The sequence below is a fragment of the Paramesorhizobium deserti genome (genome assembly GCF_001558695.1).
Taxonomy (GTDB): Bacteria; Pseudomonadota; Alphaproteobacteria; order Rhizobiales; family Rhizobiaceae; genus Paramesorhizobium; species Paramesorhizobium deserti.
In genome coordinates this window covers 152292-169374 of record NZ_LNTU01000040.1, presented here as the reverse complement: position 1 = coordinate 169374, position 17083 = coordinate 152292, and the positions used below count along the sequence as shown (strand labels likewise).

Annotated in this window: 14 protein-coding genes; 8 read left to right on the top strand and 6 right to left on the bottom strand. The window is 61.6% G+C overall.

Annotated elements, in window-relative coordinates; genetic code table 11:
- Window positions 1-157 precede the first annotated feature (157 nt).
- The gene (locus ATN84_RS24805) at window positions 158-616 is read left to right on the top strand and encodes a c-type cytochrome (protein WP_082766487.1); all 459 of its coding nucleotides are present in this window, start codon (window positions 158-160) and stop codon (window positions 614-616) included.
- 554 nt (window positions 617-1170) lie between these two features.
- On the opposite strand, the gene ATN84_RS24800 is transcribed toward ATN84_RS24805, so the two are convergent.
- From ATN84_RS24800 to ATN84_RS24775, 6 genes are all read right to left on the bottom strand, one after another.
- Window positions 1171-1677 (bottom strand): DUF4189 domain-containing protein, encoded by a 507-nt coding sequence (locus tag ATN84_RS24800; protein WP_244491209.1) that lies wholly within the window; start codon window positions 1675-1677, stop codon window positions 1171-1173.
- A gap of 8 nt (window positions 1678-1685) precedes the next feature.
- The gene (locus ATN84_RS24795) at window positions 1686-2399 is read right to left on the bottom strand and encodes a hypothetical protein (protein WP_068885181.1); all 714 of its coding nucleotides are present in this window, start codon (window positions 2397-2399) and stop codon (window positions 1686-1688) included.
- 11 nt (window positions 2400-2410) lie between these two features.
- Entirely contained in the window at window positions 2411-2869 is a 459-nt protein-coding gene (locus ATN84_RS24790; RefSeq protein ID WP_244491208.1) for an invasion associated locus B family protein, read from the bottom strand.
- Between the two features lie 208 nt (window positions 2870-3077).
- Complete coding sequence (locus tag ATN84_RS24785; protein WP_082766486.1) at window positions 3078-7364, bottom strand: YadA-like family protein; 4287 nt, start codon at window positions 7362-7364, stop codon at window positions 3078-3080.
- A complete protein-coding gene (locus tag ATN84_RS24780; RefSeq protein ID WP_068885178.1) occupies window positions 7361-7825 on the bottom strand; it encodes a hypothetical protein in 465 nt (154 codons plus the stop codon). The genes ATN84_RS24785 and ATN84_RS24780 overlap by 4 nt, the downstream gene beginning before the upstream one ends.
- Before the next feature lie 341 nt (window positions 7826-8166).
- On the bottom strand, window positions 8167-9006 hold the full coding sequence (locus tag ATN84_RS24775; RefSeq protein WP_068885177.1) for a helix-turn-helix transcriptional regulator: 840 nt from the start codon (window positions 9004-9006) through the stop codon (window positions 8167-8169).
- A gap of 710 nt (window positions 9007-9716) precedes the next feature.
- Here ATN84_RS24775 and ATN84_RS27380 point away from each other — a divergent pair.
- The 7 genes from ATN84_RS27380 to ATN84_RS24745 all read left to right on the top strand — a co-directional run bounded on the left by ATN84_RS27380 (window position 9717) and on the right by ATN84_RS24745 (window position 17067).
- The gene (locus ATN84_RS27380) at window positions 9717-9881 is read left to right on the top strand and encodes a hypothetical protein (RefSeq protein WP_161939622.1); all 165 of its coding nucleotides are present in this window, start codon (window positions 9717-9719) and stop codon (window positions 9879-9881) included.
- 125 nt (window positions 9882-10006) lie between these two features.
- Entirely contained in the window at window positions 10007-10438 is a 432-nt protein-coding gene (locus ATN84_RS24770; RefSeq protein WP_068885176.1) for a ParB N-terminal domain-containing protein, read from the top strand.
- On the top strand, window positions 10435-11808 hold the full coding sequence (locus ATN84_RS24765; RefSeq protein ID WP_068885175.1) for a Y4yA family PLP-dependent enzyme: 1374 nt from the start codon (window positions 10435-10437) through the stop codon (window positions 11806-11808). Before ATN84_RS24770 ends, ATN84_RS24765 begins: the two co-directional genes overlap by 4 nt.
- 3 nt (window positions 11809-11811) lie before the next feature.
- Window positions 11812-12819: a PLP-dependent cysteine synthase family protein gene (locus tag ATN84_RS24760; protein WP_068885174.1), complete on the top strand. Its 1008-nt coding sequence runs from the start codon at window positions 11812-11814 to the stop codon at window positions 12817-12819.
- On the top strand, window positions 12816-13955 hold the full coding sequence (locus ATN84_RS24755; RefSeq protein ID WP_068885173.1) for an NAD/NADP octopine/nopaline dehydrogenase family protein: 1140 nt from the start codon (window positions 12816-12818) through the stop codon (window positions 13953-13955). Before ATN84_RS24760 ends, ATN84_RS24755 begins: the two co-directional genes overlap by 4 nt.
- Entirely contained in the window at window positions 13955-15841 is a 1887-nt protein-coding gene (locus ATN84_RS24750; RefSeq protein WP_068885172.1) for an IucA/IucC family protein, read from the top strand. Before ATN84_RS24755 ends, ATN84_RS24750 begins: the two co-directional genes overlap by 1 nt.
- The gene (locus ATN84_RS24745) at window positions 15838-17067 is read left to right on the top strand and encodes an MFS transporter (protein ID WP_068885171.1); all 1230 of its coding nucleotides are present in this window, start codon (window positions 15838-15840) and stop codon (window positions 17065-17067) included. The genes ATN84_RS24750 and ATN84_RS24745 overlap by 4 nt, the downstream gene beginning before the upstream one ends.
- Window positions 17068-17083 lie beyond the last annotated feature (16 nt).

Below are 17083 nucleotides of genomic sequence, written 5' to 3'. Positions count from 1 at the left end.
ACTCCTGTGGAACATGCAGCCGACCCTTAGAAATCGCCAAAGCGAGTAAAGCCGGCCGCTAGATTGCTATTTCCCTGCCGTCCTCCGCACACCCAGCGATGAGGGATGGCCAGCCAGCGTCGAAGCGAAATCCTCCCCCAACCATAAAGGTGATCTCATGAACCATTCCCACGTCATCACTCGCGTCCACATCGTTCTCTTCCGGAATGCGGCCGCAGCCCTGACGATCAAGTGTCTCTCGCGTCCACGCATGCCAATGGCCGCATTGTTGACAGTCGCGGGGCTGCTGTTGCCGGATGCCGCTTCCGCCCAACAAGCCGACGGCGAGCGGCTTTTCCGCCAACGCTGCGGCACGTGTCACGCCATGGAGGCCGGGCAGAACAGAGCCGGCCCGCATCTGTCCGGCATAATCGGCCGAACGGCCGGCAGCGTCGAAGGAGCACGCTATTCGGCGGCAATGCGAGAGTCCGGCGTCGTCTGGGACCGCCAGGCGCTCGATACATTTCTCACATCACCCCGCCAAATGGTCCGGGGAACGACAATGACTGTGAGCATCCCCAACGCGGAACAGCGCGCCGCGATCATCACCTATCTGGAAGGCGTTGGCGCGCAATAGGAGGGCGGCACGACGGTCGGCGTCGGTTCAGTGAACGGTCCAGCAAGTTCGTGACCGCATTCGCGAGCGCTTCTTTGCCACGAAGCGCCTTCTGGCCATAAAGCGTGGAGATCTCGTAGGGCCGTCCAATCTCTTTTCGGCCCGGCAAATGCCGTCATGATCTGCGTGCGGCGCCAATTCGCGGCCTGCCGTGCCTCAAACTGTTCCCGCGCGATCTGTAGGCCAAACAGAGGGGCAATAGATAACGCTACCCTGTCCAACCTCTCCGGGGGCAACGTCAGTATTACCATTCGCCGGAACCATGTCGTCCGGCTAAGACCACGCGTGATGACAAGCAGCCCGGATGAGACCCGGCACGCTGGCGGGAGCTTATTGTGCCGGGTCTTGGCCAGGATGAAGAAACCGGCATTGCCCTTCAATCGATGCCCGTGTTTCAGCAAACCATGAAATAACCCGGTCCAAGGAACAAGAAGCGCTCTCAACCTGACCTTACAAGCCAAACGAGCACATAGATAATTGCTGGAAACCAGAAAATATCGGCAGGCACTATGCGATTAGGTGCAGACCCATTCACGGATCTTGCACTGCTTCCCCTCGCCCCCGCAGAGACTCATTGCCTGCTGCTCAGCTTCACGACGCGTTGTTGCCGATGCGGCACCCCAGAACGGTGTTTCCGCTCGAACATTACCTACCGAAAGGGCCGCGCAATGCTCATACGGAAAGCCCGTACCGTCGTCATCGTCCCAGTGGCGATGATTGCGGAATACTTTAACTACGCTGCAAGCCCGACCTTTCGCATTCCCGCAATGCTCGAGCGCGGCATCTTCGGCTTCCTTTCGTTTGTCGGCACCCCAAAAGAAGCCGTGCCGTCCATCTGCACGCGAAAAGGCTATCGCTCCCCATATGCCCTTTTCCTCACCGGCAGGTTCAGGCGGCGAGGTCACCAAATCCGCGGCATTTCCGATCGGAAGGCCGACAAAGATGGCGATCAGGACGAACCAGAGATAACGGTTTATCGGCATATTCGTACTCCCAAGCTGATGCCGGTCAATATCCGGCATTCCGGTTTTTATCCCGCCAGTCTGGCCACCGAGACGACAACGCAGCTGTTTCCGGTTGGAACCAGAAGAGCCTGGCCGCCATCGTTGGCCAGATTGAAAAGCATCGTGTTGGAAAGGTTATCCGCCAGGACGCTTCCTTTCGGAAGCGTTTGCATGACTTCCTGGCAGGTCTTCTGGAATGGCGCCACCCGCACGAAGCCACCTTCGCAGCTCTTACCTACCGGTGAAGCGAACACCACACCCGCGGCCTGCGCCTTGTAATCGGGCAGGTCATAGGTCATTCCGGCGATGGCCTGCACCGGATGCGTATCGGGCGATGAGGTGTTCCACTGCGTTTGCTCGGTATAGGTCGTGCCAAGGGTCAACGCCTGCCCGAGCGCGGCGAAGACGTTGGCGCAGGTCCGTATACCTGCCTGACTGGCATGCTTCTGAAAAGGCGTCTGGGCGGCTGCGCCAGCGCCGGCCTCTCCTGGCTTGTCTTCAGCGGGTGCTTGTGATTGTGCCGAAGCTGTGCCCGCAACGAATTCCCCTAGCGCCGGATAGAAACGGAACGAGAGGACAACTGCGCCCGCGACCACGACTGCGAACGCCCCGGCAAGCGCGATATATCGCGCAGCCCGCCAGGCTGGCCGAGGCGCCAGTGGCGGTTCTGCCAGCAGCTCGCCCGGCGCCGAGTTCTCTGAGGCGGTCAGTATCCGGTCCTGAATGGATTGGCGGGTCATTTGTTTTCTTTCTAATTGATGGCCGACAGTGCGGCCTTGAGGCCTTTCATCGGGGCATCAAGGCTGACGTTTGCTCCCGACGGGATGGAATAGGAAATATTGACGCTGGCCTCGCTTTCAATCTGCTGCCGCATGATCGGACCAAGGGGCAGATAGCTGAGGCAGATTGTGCTGTCGCATGCGTTTAACTGGACATCCACGGGCTTTTTCCGTCCGGCAAACCCGAGGGAGATCTTGCTCCCCGTGCCAAGTTGTGAGGGCGCGCGCAAGATCATGAAGGGCTTACCCTTTTCATCGGCAGCCAGGGACCAGCTGAACACGAGTTCGCTTTTCTGATCGATGAAGGACTGGCTGATGTTGCATACCCTGCGCCTGGCCTGAAGGTCCTCATCGCAGATGAGGTCCCAGTTTTCGAAGGGGCGGATGATCCGCCGATAGCTGCCCAGCGGAACACCTTGCGGCACCGCCACCTCCGACGGCTTTATTCTGTAGGCCGCCATTTCCTGGCTGGCGGCATATGAACCGCCAACCAGAAGAATGGAAACCCCTCCTGCAAGAAGCACAAGTCGCCTTGTGCCGGCTCGATGTCCTCTGCACATGACTGCGACAAGTGCTGGGGATAAGCGTGAGCTTTCCGGATATGCGGGAGCCCGCCACTTGCTCATGCCGTTCCGATCCTCAGTTCAAGGTTACGCTGAGGCCTGCCCCAACGCCCCATGCGCCGCCTGCGGTCGTGCCGGACACATTTGCGCGGACGCGACCGTTCTCGCTGGTATAACCAGCGCCGAATGCAACCGCCCCCTCATTGCGCCAATAACCGCCGCCGACCGCCACGCTGAGCTTGCCCGGCCGATCGTCGTAGCGCAGGGACGCCGCAGCCAAACCGACCGCCGCGGCCTGGCGCGCCTCCTTCCGGATATCGCCTATGTCCATATTGAGCTGGCTGAGCCTGGAATCGGTGTAGTCATTGGCCTGCTGCAGGGTGTTTCCGGCCACCTGGTCGGTATAGGTCTTTGCGTTATCGACCGCCAAGCTTACCTGGTCGTTCGTATAGGACTTCGACGACGCCAATGTCGTCGCCATTCCGTCGTTGAATTGCTTGACGTTGACCGCATCGTTGTCTTCCACGCCCGCCGCGACATTGCGGATCAACACGGGAGCATTCGGGTCACCGCCCTGCAATGTAATGTTGTTGGTCTTGGTGACTGACCCGTCGGAACTGATGATCGTATCATACTGCACCGAATTGGCGGCGGTCTGCCCGATACTTCCTATCTGGCTACCCAGGCTGTCGACCGCCTGGTTGGTCGCGTAGAGCTGACTGCCGTTAACCGCGTCCGTGGAGGTGGCGCTGATCCGGCCCGCCGCGACATTGGTGATCGTACGCTCGTTGCCGACATCCCCCACGCTGACCGTGCTCGTCGGAGCGGTGCCCGCGAAGGTGTAGTTCACGTTATTGATGGTGGTACCGGTGGTCGCGACAGCGGCGGCGGTTGTCGAGCCTGCACCAAGAGCTACGCTGCCCGGTTCGTTGGCCGTGGCGCCTGCGCCAAGTGCCGTTGCCTGGATGCCATTCGACGTTGCATTCGTGCCGAGTGCTATGCCGTCAGCCAGATTGACGGTCGAGTTCTGGCCGATGGCGACGCCGCCTGGTGCCGTCATCTGAACGATGGCGCCATTACCCATGCCGATGCCATTATCGCCATTGACCGTTGTGCGCGGGCCGATCGCCACCGAATCCATGCCAACCGCAAGGGAATCCGAGGCCGTGGAATTGGCATGGAAATACTCGGTGGGCGTTACCGCGAATGAGGTCAGCGCCCCCTTCAACTGACGAAGGGTGACCGCATCCTGGTCCTCGGTGCCGTCTGCAACATTCGTGATCTGCCGGTAGGACGTGGAGTTACCCACCGAGACCGCCCCGAGCAGGGCTTTGTCAGTCGTATTGTAGGGAACGATACTCGTACCTGAGATGATGCTGCCGGAAATTGGTGCGACAGCGCGGTCGGCCACGGATTCCGAACCCAATGCCACGGACCCGAGCACCGACGATTGCGTGTTCTGGCCGATGGCCAGCGAACCATCGGCGCTCGCCTGGGCGTTCAAGCCAGCGGCGAGGCTGTTGTTGCCGGTTGAGATGCTCTGCGGGCCAATGGCGACCGAATCGGTGCCCACGGCGCTTGAATCCGCGAGGGTCGAATTGGCATGGAAATATTTGATGCCGCCACCGTTGATGGCATCGTCAAAGGTGGTCAGATTGTTGTGAACGGCGGTGAAGGCATCTCCTATCGTGGTGTAGGTATTGCCAGCGATCGTGTAGGATGGATTGCTGACGCTGCCGTCGGGGTTCACGATGGCGCCGCCGCCGAGAATATTGGCGATGCTCAGGGACACGCCGTAGAGCTGGGAGCCGTTGACCGCCTCTGTCGAAGTCGAGGAAATCGTTCCGGGCAGAAGGCCCGTGATGCCCGTGCCGTTCATATCAAGGCCGGAGGCGTTGAACACCTGCCCGCTCGACAGCGTCAGGCTGTCGGCTGTGAGGGCCGGCGTCGTGGCAATCGTGACATCCGTTCCGCTGCGCGTGATCGCAATGTTCTGCCCGCTGAGGAGCTGCACCGTCCCGCCGGGGGTGACATTCGTGGCGGCATCGCCGTTCGCCTGCAGGTTCCAGCCGGCTGAAGCCGTGCTGCTTACGGCGCTCAGGGCGGACTGCACGCTGTTATAGGTCGTGCTGCCGACCGCAAGCCCTGCGGTCACCTGATTGGTAGTTGGATCATAGACCGACGTACCGCCGAGTGCCGTCGATACGCTCATGCCGAGCGTGTCAAGGTCGCCCCCGACTGCGGTGATCGCCTGATTGGTCGCAAAGAGCTGTGACCCGTTGACGGCATCGGTCGAGGTGTCGGAAATGCGGCCCGCCGCCACATTGGTGATGGTGCGTTCCGCGCCCGGAGCACCGACGCTGACCGTCGAGGTCGGATTGATGCCCTCGAAATTGTAGGTTGTCCCATTGATAGTGGCGCTTGGGGTACCGACGGCCACGGCGGTAACCGAACCCGAACCGAGAGCCACGTCGCCGGCATTGTTAGCGACCGCGGTGTCGCCGAAGGCGACCGCGCCGGCCGCCAGCGCGCTACTGGTGCTGCCGATCGCGACCGAGCCCTGGCCGATCACGGTGTTCTGATAGCCGATGCCGACCGCGCCCTGCGCCGCCGTTCCAGGGGTACTGACCGCCTGACCGCCGCCGCCGACCATGTTGGTGTTGCCCATCGCGACCGAGCCGTTGCCATTCGCGGTGTTGTCCTTGCCCTGCGCGATCGCGCCGTCCCCGAAGGCGGTGTTGGGATCGCCGATCGCCACCGCGCCGTCCCCGCTGGCAATATTTCCGGAACCGATGGAGACCGCCTTGCCGCCCGTTGCCCTCGCATTCGTGCCGATGGCCACCGCATCGGCTGAGTCTGCAGCCGCGCCCAGGCCAACCGCTACCGTATTCGCGGCAGTTGCGGCTGCATTATTACCGACCGCCACCGAGGAGACGGCCGTGCTCTGTGCTCCCGAACCAGCCGCAACGGAACCGAAGCCACTCGACACGGCCGAATTGCCCAAGGCCAGCGCGAAGTCGGCCGAAGCATTGGCGACATTGCCGAGCGCTGCTGAATTTACCCCCGTAGCATTCGCCTGAGGACCAACCGCGATTGTATTGTTGGCGGTCGCCATGGCATTGTAGCCGATCGAGGTCGTTGCATTGCTGCCAACGCCGATACCCGCATTGGTGCCGATGGCGATATTGTCGCTGCCCGTCACCAGATTGCCCGCCGAAGCCGCGAGCGCGCCGTCATAAGTGACTGAACCGTCGCCAGTTCCCATGGCGACGTTGCGTGCTCCGCTGACGCCGGAGCCGGCGCCTCTCAGGACGCTTGGGATACCTCCGCCGACAGCGGAGTTCTGCCCGCCGCTGACGAGCGTCCCGGCCGCGACGCCGACCGCAACGGAACTGGCATTGCCAGTGGTCGAACCGGCGCCAGCGCCCTGACCGACGGCAACCGTACTGCCGCCGACGGCAACCGCTTGCACGCCGAGCGCAAGCGCGCTGTTCCCTGTCGCCCGAGCCGCATTGCCGACGGCGACGGCGGCAAGGCCCGTCGCCTGGCTGGCGCGCCCCATTGCAATGGCATCGACCTGAGACGCCGTCACATCCGTGCCGATGCCGATGGCGCTCTCCGCGAGGGCGCCTCCCCCCGCAAGAGTGCGCCCGCCGATATTGATGGCGTTGACCGCCGACGCGACCGACTGGAAGCCGATGGCGACAGCATTCTGCTGGCTGGCAGCCGCCCCCCGACCGCCGGCGAAGGAATTGAGGCCGCTGGCGACGGAACCGTAGCCTCCGGCCCAGGCATAGGAATTGCTGGCCGTGGCGCCGACACCGACTGCGGTGGCGTTTCCTCCCGAAGCCAGGGAGGCGGTGCCCAGCGCGCTGCCCCCTGGGCCAGTGGCTTGGGCGTTGACACCGATCGCGACTGAATTGATGTTATTCGAGATAGCGCCTGCGCCCAACGCCACTGCCCCCCCGGGGCCTGTCGCCTGCGCATCCTGGCCGATCGCCACCGTATATTGCGATGACGAGACGGATCGGGTCCCGATCGCAACGGCGTTGAGATTGGAAGCCCCCGCCGACATGCCGATGGCGATGGAGCCGCTGGCCGTCGCCGAACCGCCCCCGGCCTGGTATTGCGCCTGCGCCGGCGCGGAAAAGCTGAACGCGACGATCGCGGTCAGGCCGCCGAAGCCGAATGTGCCGAGCCCCAACCCACTTCGCTTTATCCCAAGCACGCGATGCGCCATCCGCATCACCGCCATCAACCGGCGGCGATGCGACCGACCGCTCCCGTCCGCGCCCCCAACCCGGCTTCCTGTCAAACACGCCGGCTCGCGCCGATTGGTCTTTCCTTGCAAGGGCGTCGTCATCGGGTGAGTGCCTCCTCTACCGCATTGCCTTTGACGGCAGCGGGTTCCGCCGACCCTGCCGCCGATACATCTCTGTTAATGAACGGAATGGCTTTGCCACTGGCGCCTTGCGCGAGCAGCGCATGACCGTGCTTTTTGCCGATCGCCTCAATGCGCTCAAGCACGCTGACGAGCCAGCTGTCATCCGACGCAGGCGTAGCCTTGAGCGCCTTCGCTGCCCGCTCAGCCGGAATGATTTGTTCGAGATAGGATCGTATCGCCGCCAGATGATCCTCAGGCGCGTCGTTCGCGTGGATCACGGACGTGAGACCGTAGATGCAGTTGGCAAGCAGCATGTCGCGCTTGACTTCAGGGAGTTCGCCTCCGTACCGCGCTTCAAGAAGCTCGAATGTTTGCCGCACCCTCTGGCCAACCGCGTCGGAAAGTGATTGCTGCATGTTCGCAGCCACATCACGGATCATGCGCGCGGACTGTTCGCCAGAGCGTCAAACGCTGGCCAAAAGAGGCAGAACCACAATCTGTCTTCCGGACCGTTCATGAGCCCCATCCCTTCGATATCCCCTCTCTCCACATCCGGCCTCACCGCTGCCCGCAAGAAGGACCACCGCCCCAACCAGCATTCCCGGGGCAATTGATCCCAATCTTACCCTACGGAAATAAGCCAGAATTGCCGGCCGCTGTATTTCAGATTCTTACGGCTTTTTTCAGCTTCTCCTGAAATTCGAGAGCCATGGCGATACCAGGAGAGAACTCGGACGCGTCTTTCGCAGAAGCTGGTGGTGCAGTTTCCAGAATACCGAAGCTATTTATCGGTTCGGCCCTGAATCCTAAACGGCGTCTCTCCTTTGTATTTGCTCATTGCCGAAGTCAGATGGCTCTGGCTCGAGAACCCGCTGAGATGTGCAACCTGCACGATCGTCATATTGCGTCCGGCTAAGAGCTTTTCGGCATAGGCAAGGCGCAGACCCAGGAGATAGCGATAAGGCGACTGCCCAAATGTCGCCTTGAAGGCATTTACGAAGTGGCTGGGGGAGAGATCGCAGATCGCCGCAAGGTCGGCCAGTGTCAGCTTGCGTGACAAGTTCTCCTTCATGAACACCTGAACGCGCTTCGCATTGTAGCTTGAGAGCTTGCCTTTTGCCTTTGCTGACGACTTGTCGTGCGTGTTCGCGCGCAGCAGATGGACACCGAGTTGCGTGAGAAGTGCGTCGAGATAGTGCAGGCTTGCCCTCTCCTTCCGCATCAACTCCGCCCTCATTATCTGGGCTATACCAAGAGCAAACGCATCGACCCTGATCGGCGCTGACCATTGTGGCTCTACCGCTTCGGCTTCACACGCGGCCAAGTCTTGCAGGTAGGAAGGCTGCAAAGCGACGATTGCGCTTTCTTTCACCGAGGACCAACTGGCGAAACCCTCAACATTCGCCGGAACGACCAGAACCCCCCCTGCCTGAACATCGATGCCCTGCCACCGATTGCCGCCGATCCTGAACTCCATCCCGCTAACGGGCACGAGAAAAATCTCCACTAAATGCACATTCGCAGCAAAGGTTTGCGAACCCGGCGCCCATATAGAGTGAGCAATACCTCCTCTGTTTGCGATCCACTGGACGTCGCCGTCACCAGAAACAAGATCGAGCATGCTTCAACACCGATCTAGCTGGATGTTTTCCGTGCCGCATAAGTTTGGATGGCTTGATCATCCCCGTTCAATCCTATGGGGTGGACGATCAGCCAAGGCTTCACTGAAAACGCTTTCGGCTGTTTCCCACTGAAAAAGTTCGCAATTTGGTACAACTTCAACCACACCCCCAAAAAGAAAAAAGCCCATACGGGACAGTGATATCGTTGTAAACTGATCCTCGGTTGAAACTGCGCGCACGCTTCGTCTGCCCCATGTGACAACTGCCGCAGTGCGAGGCAGGACATTGAGAGAAGAACTGCCTGCGGCTTACCTAATCAAGTGCGGAAAACACCGAGGATCTGATCGAGATCCATGGCCTCCAAACCGCCCGTCACGGTCTCCAGCAGGGCGGGTTGAAGCAGTTTTCAGACGTACTCCGCCGGAGCATCAGCGGGCTGAAGTGATCGGGCGAGGTCTAAACGGAGTGCCGACTTCATGAAAGACAGGCGCCACATTCCATGCCGCCGACAAGACCGGCTACCGCTACGCTCACCGCCATCGTGCGTGCCTCGAAATAGGAAATCATTCCTTTTCCGCTTGACTCTTATTTTAGATGAGAACAAAATAGGAACATAGAGTTTCAGAAACCGTCATATTCATCAATTTCCGCGCTGAACACGCCTTTCAGGTGAATGACCCCGCGCGCTCGGATGACAAGGAGAAGCAACGTGAACGCCGCAACCAACCAAACCAGAGTCAGGATGACGAAAGTGGCAGTTTCTCACGGCGGTGATTCTCCGGCGGCGATCGGCAAACCTAAGAACAATTCGATTTTTGTCGATCCCGACATCAAATTACTTGTCACACTCATCGATTATACACGTCTTCCGTAGCCAGCGGTTTTCCCGGGATCGTCCATTTTACTGAAATCCGAGACGGTCCGGTTATCACCATAAACTTGACAAAAAGACTCAAGTATCCTGATCTGCCATCGTCATGGTCCTGAGAGGTGCGCCGCATGCATTACCGCCTTGTCTCTCCAAACCGATTGATTCCCACCGAGGAGGTGGACCCCGACCGGGTGAACGAGCTGGAAATCCAGATCCTCCGCGCCGGTTCATGGACAACCCCGATAACAGCAGAGAAAGATGCATTGTTCGTGATGGACGGCCATCATCGGCTGACGGTCGCTCATCGCCTCGGCCTTGCCGCGGTGCCGGTGCTGCTCCTCGACTACGGCACCGTGCGCGTGGAGAGCTGGCGCGAGGGTGAGACGATCACGCCCGCAAGCATCTTCGCGATGGCGCGCAGCGGCCGGAAATTTCCCTGCAAGACGACACGGCACATCTTTGACCGTCCCCTGCCGGCCTGCGACGTACCGCTGGAGGTCCTGCATCAACACCACCGAGCGGAAGCCATGCCGGCGCATGCTGTGGGAGAATGGTCATGACGCTCCATTGCCACAAACTCGGTGCCGGCCTGCCGCCGATCCTGCGATCCGAGACCGCCGATCTTCTAGCCTTGGAGGGCGCGCTGCTTCTCGACTGGGTGGCGCGTCATGGCTCTCCGCTCAATCTGATCTGGCCGGACGCGCTCCGGGAAAATCTCGCCGCCCTAAGAGAGGTGTTGATCGAACGGGGCGTCGAGCATGCGATCTATTATGGGGCGAAGGTCAACAAATCGCCCGGGCTTGTTCAAGCCGCACTCGATGCGGGCGCGGGTGTCGACATCTCCAGCCTCTACGAGCTTCGTGACGCCAGGCGGCTGGGAGCCGATGGTGCAAGCCTCGTCGCAACCGGGCCGGCGAAGACCAAGGCCTTCCATGAGGAACTCGTCGCCTGCAACGCGCTGATATCGGTCGATTCTCCGGAGGAACTGGAGGATCTCATCGGCTGCCTGCCGGCAGAAACGGGCACGCGGCCGATCCTCCTGCGCCTGCAGCCGGCAAGCCAGGAAAAGAGCCGTTTCGGCATGAAGGCGGAGGCCATCGTCCGCTGCCTCACCCGCATCGCCGGGGAAAGCCGGCTGCGCTTCGACGGGCTGCATTTCCATCTCGGCGGTTATCGCTGGGAGGATCGGGTGGCGGCGTTGAAAGAGGCAGCCGGGCTGATTGCCGAAGCCCGGAGCATGGGCTTTTCCCCCGGAATGATCGATATCGGTGGCGGTTTGCCCATCCAGTATGTCGATCAGGAGCAATATCGGGCCCATCTGGCAACGCAGGCGCCCGAGGATTATCGCACCGGGAAAGTGCCGGGCTCCTTCTATCCCTATGGCGGCGCTCTTTCATCGGTGGACTGGCTGCGCCGGTTTTTGCAGGCGGAAATCAGCGAAGGGCAGACTGTCGCAAACTATCTCACAAGTGAAGGGCTGATCCTCGCGATGGAGCCCGGCCGCGCCCTGGCGGATCAGGCCGCCATCACCGCCTTCCGGATAACCCGGGTGAAGGCCCTCAGAGATGAGGCCCATGTCATCTTCGTCGAAGGCAGCAGCTTCAGCGCCTGCGAAACCTGGTTCGCCTCCGAGTTCCTGGTCGATCCCATCCTCATCCCGGCCAGGCGATCGCCTGCCGCATCAAATCCGATCCGCGCCTATCTCGCCGGTCACAGCTGCCTGGACGACGATGTGCTGAGCAACCGGTGGCTGACCTTTCCGGTCGCGCCGCAAGCCGGCGACCTCCTGGTCTTTGCCAATACCGCCGGCTACCAGATGGATCTCCTCGAAAACGAATTCCACCGCCATCCGATTCCTGCCCGCCTGCGTGTTCTGCGGGATGCAGAAGGACGGCTCATGCTCGCCCACGACACGATTGAAGAGGTATAGACGATGCATACGATCATAACGCAATTGATCGGCCAGACGCCTGTCATGTCGATCCCCGTCCCCAACCGGAACAGCACGCTGGTGCTGAAGATCGAGAAGAACAATCCCGGCGGCTCGATGAAGGATCGCATGGCGCGCAGCATGGTTCTCGCCGCCCTTCAGGATGGGCGGCTCGCGCCCGGCGGAACGATCGTCGAATCCTCATCCGGCAATACCGGCACGGGATTGGCGCTGGCGGCGCTGGAATTCGGCCTGCGTTTCATCGCCGTGGTGGATCACCATGCGGCACCCGACAAGATCCGCATGATGCGGGCGCTCGGCGCCGAAATCCGCTATGTCGAGGGCGATTTTCGCGAGGACGAGGTGGCCGTCGTGGAACGGCAGCGGCTGGCGGCGCAACTCGGCGCGCAGCTCCCAGGCGCCCTTTTCATGAACCAGTCGGACAATCCAGCAAATCCCGAGGGCTATGCCGGTTATGTGGAGGAGCTCCTGGCCCAGCTTCCGGACGGCATCGACGCCTTCGTCGGCTGTGTCGGCACCGGCGGCTCGATGACCGGCATCTCCCAGCGCCTCAAGCGCCACGATCCGGCGATCCGCACAATCGCCGTGGAGCCCGCCGGATCGATCGTCTTCGGCAAACCGGGTCATCCCTACTATCAGTCGGGGACCGGCACGCCGGCGGGAGACGAGGTCGGCAAGGTGCTGGATTACAGCTGCATCGACGAAGGCGTACAGGTAACCGATATGCAGGCCTTCGAGACGGCGCGCTATATCGCCCGGCGCAGGGGTCTCCTCGTCGGCGGCTCGACGGGCGGCGCCATCTACAAGGCGCTGGAATTCATCGCCTTGGGCAAGCTCAGCGGAACGGTCGTGACCACGGTTGCCGATGGCGGCGAGAAATATCTGGGCACGATCTTCGACGACGAGTGGATGGCAAAACGCAGCCTGTTCGATCCGTCGATTGCCGCCCAATTGGATGGCTGGCTGATCGAAAAGGCGCAAGCCGCATGAAGGTGACGATCTGTGGCGCCGGGCGCACCGGTCATCTGAACGCGGTCCTCTTCAAGAAGAAACCGGCTATCGAGGTTTCCGTGCTGACCAGCGACGCCGCCCTCGCCGAGCGCTGGGCGAAGGGCAATGGCATCTGGCAGGCAGAGACCAGGGACGGCCAGATACTGAGCGCCCGTCCCGACCATGTTGGAACCGACCCCGGCCAAGCACTCGAGAACGCCGATCTGGTGATCATCACGCAGCCGGCACAGGCGCGGCCCGCCCTCCTTTCCCGGATCGCGCCGCATCTGCCGCGGGACAGGAGCGTCTATATCGGGGCGATCCCCGGCTTCTGCGGCTTCGACTGGCTCGCGGCAAAGGCTCTCGCGAGCCATGACAACATAGTGATCTGGGGCATGAAGGACGTGCCTCACATCGCCTTCGACCTCATTGCAGGCGAGCGCGTGCGGATGGGTGGCGCGAAGGCCGAGCTCTTCGTGGCGCTGCATCGCCGTGAGAATACCGCGAGCGGCGCCGCGCTCACGGCGATGCTGAACCGCCTCTACGATGCGCCCGTCACGCTTTTGCAGGACTATCTCGAAATCACGCTGACGCCGGGCAATGCCCTGATGCACCCCGCCGTGCTCTATGGGCTGATCGGCCCCGGCGGTCCTTTCGAGAAAAGGCCTTTCGACCACCCCCTTTGCTGGTGGAGCGATTGTCCGCAGGCGGGTGCCGAGCTGCTGGAAGCCTGCGATGCGGAAAACCAGGCGCTTCGGCGGGCAAGCGAGGCGCGTCTCGGCATAGATCTCGGTTCCGTAAAGCCGCTCCGGCAGGAACTGATCGAGGCCTATGGCGACCAGATCGAGGACGATCGAACGATGTATACGCTTTTGCGCACGAACCGCGCCTATGCGGATATCCTTGCGCCGCTCATCCCCAATCCGCACGGGCCGGGGCTCGTCATCGATCGCGAAAGCCGCGCCTTCCACGAGGATATCGCCTTCGGGCAGGCGCTGCTCGTCACAATTGCCGAGCGGCTCGGCGTACCGGTTCCGGCGATCGCCAGAACCTATCGATGGGCGCGCGATTATCATGGTGGTCTCGCCAATGGCGCGCCGGATTATGTCCCATCAAACTGGCCGGAGGCAGCCTAATGGACGAGAGATTGATTTCCCCGACGGATCACGACCAGGAGAATGATGCGACGCTTCTCGCCAATGCGAGGAACAACGCAATCAGCCGGCTTGTCCGCTGCCTTTTCGCAGAGCGTCTGCTGGATCCCGACGCATTGCTTTGGACGCGCGACGGGCATGATGCCCGGCTTCCGCTCTGGCCAACGCGCCGGGTGCTGCATTTCACCGACCTTCGCTCCGCACCCGCCGGAACATTGCGAAACCGTGGACAGATCGAGGTACTGGACAGCTCCGGCGCGCGGCAGAGGATCGATGATCCGGCCGCCTTGATGAAAGAGATCGCACCCTGCCTTGCCGTTTCACCGGCTCCCGATGGTCTGGAGCATCTGCTGCATGACGTGGAAAACAGCATTGAAAACGATATCCTCGCGCGCCGCCACAGGCAGAACTGGAGCGCCCAATTGCGCCGGAAGATAACCGAAGCCGGAGCACCTGATTTCCTCGGCTATCTCGAAGAAAGCCTGCCGCCACACCTGGCCGCCATGACGCTCGACCAGTGGGGCGCGCTCGAAGGGCATCCCTTTTACCCGACCTGGAAAGCCAAGCCGGGCCTGGCGACGGAAGACGTCATTGCCCTTTCGCCGGAGTTCGATGCCCGGGTGCGCCTGCGCATCGCCGCTTTGCGCCGTGACTGGGCCTATATCGAGAAAATGCCGCATGTCGGCAGCTATTCGGAATGGTTTTCGCAGAATTTTCCCGATCTTTGGCAAAGCTGGGCGGATGGTCTCTTAACGCGCGGCAAATCACCCGATGACTGGCTGCCGCTCCCCGTCCATGCATGGCATCTGGAGAATTTCGTGCGCCGCGAGTTCGCGCCGGAGATCGAGGCCGGCATTTTCGACCCCGCAGGGCCGGAGATCGAAACCCTGCCGTCCATGTCCTTCCGGACGATGCTGCCGGAAACGCAGGAACCCCGGCCTTTCATCAAGCTACCGGTCGCGATCTGGCTGACCAGCGAGCAGCGGACGCTGCAGGCGAAATCAATCCATATGGGGCCACGCCTCTCCACGCTGATTTCCGACATCCTATCCGGAGAGGACGATCTTGGAGACGGGCTGGAGATCTTCGTCGAGGAAGTGGGTGCGATCCTCCACCATCCAGAAACCGGCGACGAGCATCCTGGTCGATTCCTGTCGGTGGTCTATCGCAATGTCGATGCCCTGGCGCGTACCGACGGCCTTCTGCCGGTAACCGTCGCAGCCCTCCTGACGGCAGGTCCCGTTGATGGCCGCCCGCTCATTTGCGAACTCATCGCTAGGAGAGGCAGCGAAACCGAAGCTGACGTCGTGGCCTTCTTTCACGCCTATGCGCGCACCGTGATCCGCCCGGCGCTAGCCATGTACCTGCTTTACGGAATCGCTTTCGAGGCGCACCAGCAGAACAGCACGATCCTTTTCGATCACAGAGGCCTGCCGCGGAAGCTGCTCATCCGCGATTTCGGCGACGGCCGCAGTTTCGCGCCTCTGTTCAGGGAGCGCGGCTATGATTTGAAGCCGTTCAGCCGCAAAGGGATTTTGCCAACGACGTTCGATGACGATATCAGTCTCGTACGATCATTCGTGATCGATGCCTGCTTCGTCTGTCATCTTCACGAGATCGCCCTGTGCCTGAGCGAGCAATATGCATTGATGGACGATATCTTGTGGCGGACCTTGCGCGACGAAACCGAGCAGGCATTCGATGCATTGCGGCCACGCATGCTGTCCGATGCCTTCTGGGCCGAGGAGCGCGAGGCCTTTCTTGAGCGGCCCTGGCCCACGCGCTCGGTGCTGCGCATGCATCTGGAGCGCTACCGCGACTACCGGGTCGAGCATCAATTGCCTAATCCGCTGGCGAGCGCGCAATGACCAATGCGGTTGCCGCGCTCCGCGGCTTTGGACCCGTCTTCGCACTGCTCTTCGGCCTGCAGTTCATCTCCATGGGCGCCATGGAGATGAGCGGTCCCTTCTGGCCGATCCATATCAGGGCGCTCAGCTCGTCCGATAGCGTGTTCAGCCTCGCGGGGATCGGCGTCTATGTCTGCCCGATGCTCGGCATCTCGTTGACCAGCGCCTTCTGGGGACGCATGGGGGACCGCTACGGCAACCGGCTGATGATGGTGCGGGCGCTGGCGGGCCTGGCGGTCACGCAACTGCTCGTCGCCTTTGCCCAGGACGTCTGGACCATCCTGGCGCTGCGTTTCCTGCAAGGGGCTTGCGCCGGCTACATCGCCCCGGCGCAAGCCTATGGCGTGCAGGTCACCGGTGGCCGGGATCGCGCCGGCCTCTTCGCCTGGCTGCAGGTGGCGACCAATGTCGGCTCGCTGGGCGGCGCCTTCCTTGGCGGCCTCATTCTGGACGCCCTGCCCTTCACCGCCGTCAATCTCACCGCCGGCGTCGTCTGCGCGCTTTGCGCCGGCGTCGCCTGGGCCACCCTACCGGCGCCTCCCGCCGGGGCAGATGCAACGCGGGAGCCAAAGGAGAGCATAACGCCTGAAATAGCGAATGTGGATGCTCCCCTCTCAGGGCTTCTCGTGCTGATGGGAATGCTTCTGGCAAGCCGGATGGTGCTGCAGGTTCCTTTCTCGCTTTATATGACGGATGTGTTCAACGCCCATCATTCGGTGGCGGGGTTAAGCTATGGGTTGCTTGCCTTCGGCTTCGTCATCAGCGCGCCCATGTGGGCGCGGCTCTTCGAAGGGCGTGCCCTGCCTTACATACTTGGATGGAGCGTGTTGATTTCGGCGGTCTGCCTGATCGTCACCGGGCTTGCCGGCCTCACCAGGAGCATCAGCCTCTTCATGGCGCTCTATTTCATCTGGGGCGCCCTTCTGGGCGGAACGACGCCGGTGCTCTTGTCGCTCATTTCGGCGGCCACGCGAAGCGACCGGCAGGGATCGGTCCTCGGCCTCGCGCAGACTTGCCAGCAGGCCGCCTCGGTCGCCGGCATCATCGCCGGTGTCGTGGCGACCCAATGGTTCGGCCTCAAAGCGGCATTTCCGCTTGTTGCGAGCCTCTATGGTGTGTCATTCCTGATCGCGCTCGGCCTGTGGCTGAGGTCGCGCCGGCCTTTGGGTAAAGGAGTATTATCGTGAGGAAAATGGCTTCGGC

What these genes read in the sequence shown, in the direction of transcription:
- ATN84_RS24765 (WP_068885175.1), top strand. Translation starts at nt 10,435, where the DNA reads ATGACGCTCCATTGCCACAAACTCGGTGCCGGCCTGCCGCCGATCCTG.
- ATN84_RS24755 (WP_068885173.1), top strand. Translation starts at nt 12,816, where the DNA reads ATGAAGGTGACGATCTGTGGCGCCGGGCGCACCGGTCATCTGAACGCG.
- ATN84_RS24770 (WP_068885176.1), top strand. Translation starts at nt 10,007, where the DNA reads ATGCATTACCGCCTTGTCTCTCCAAACCGATTGATTCCCACCGAGGAG.
- ATN84_RS24795 (WP_068885181.1), bottom strand. Translation starts at nt 2,399, where the DNA reads ATGACCCGCCAATCCATTCAGGACCGGATACTGACCGCCTCAGAGAAC.
- ATN84_RS24745 (WP_068885171.1), top strand. Translation starts at nt 15,838, where the DNA reads ATGACCAATGCGGTTGCCGCGCTCCGCGGCTTTGGACCCGTCTTCGCA.
- ATN84_RS24760 (WP_068885174.1), top strand. Translation starts at nt 11,812, where the DNA reads ATGCATACGATCATAACGCAATTGATCGGCCAGACGCCTGTCATGTCG.
- ATN84_RS24805 (WP_082766487.1), top strand. Translation starts at nt 158, where the DNA reads ATGAACCATTCCCACGTCATCACTCGCGTCCACATCGTTCTCTTCCGG.
- ATN84_RS24775 (WP_068885177.1), bottom strand. Translation starts at nt 9,006, where the DNA reads ATGCTCGATCTTGTTTCTGGTGACGGCGACGTCCAGTGGATCGCAAAC.
- ATN84_RS24800 (WP_244491209.1), bottom strand. Translation starts at nt 1,677, where the DNA reads ATGCCGGATATTGACCGGCATCAGCTTGGGAGTACGAATATGCCGATA.
- ATN84_RS24780 (WP_068885178.1), bottom strand. Translation starts at nt 7,825, where the DNA reads ATGATCCGTGATGTGGCTGCGAACATGCAGCAATCACTTTCCGACGCG.
- ATN84_RS24750 (WP_068885172.1), top strand. Translation starts at nt 13,955, where the DNA reads ATGGACGAGAGATTGATTTCCCCGACGGATCACGACCAGGAGAATGAT.
- ATN84_RS24785 (WP_082766486.1), bottom strand. Translation starts at nt 7,364, where the DNA reads ATGACGACGCCCTTGCAAGGAAAGACCAATCGGCGCGAGCCGGCGTGT.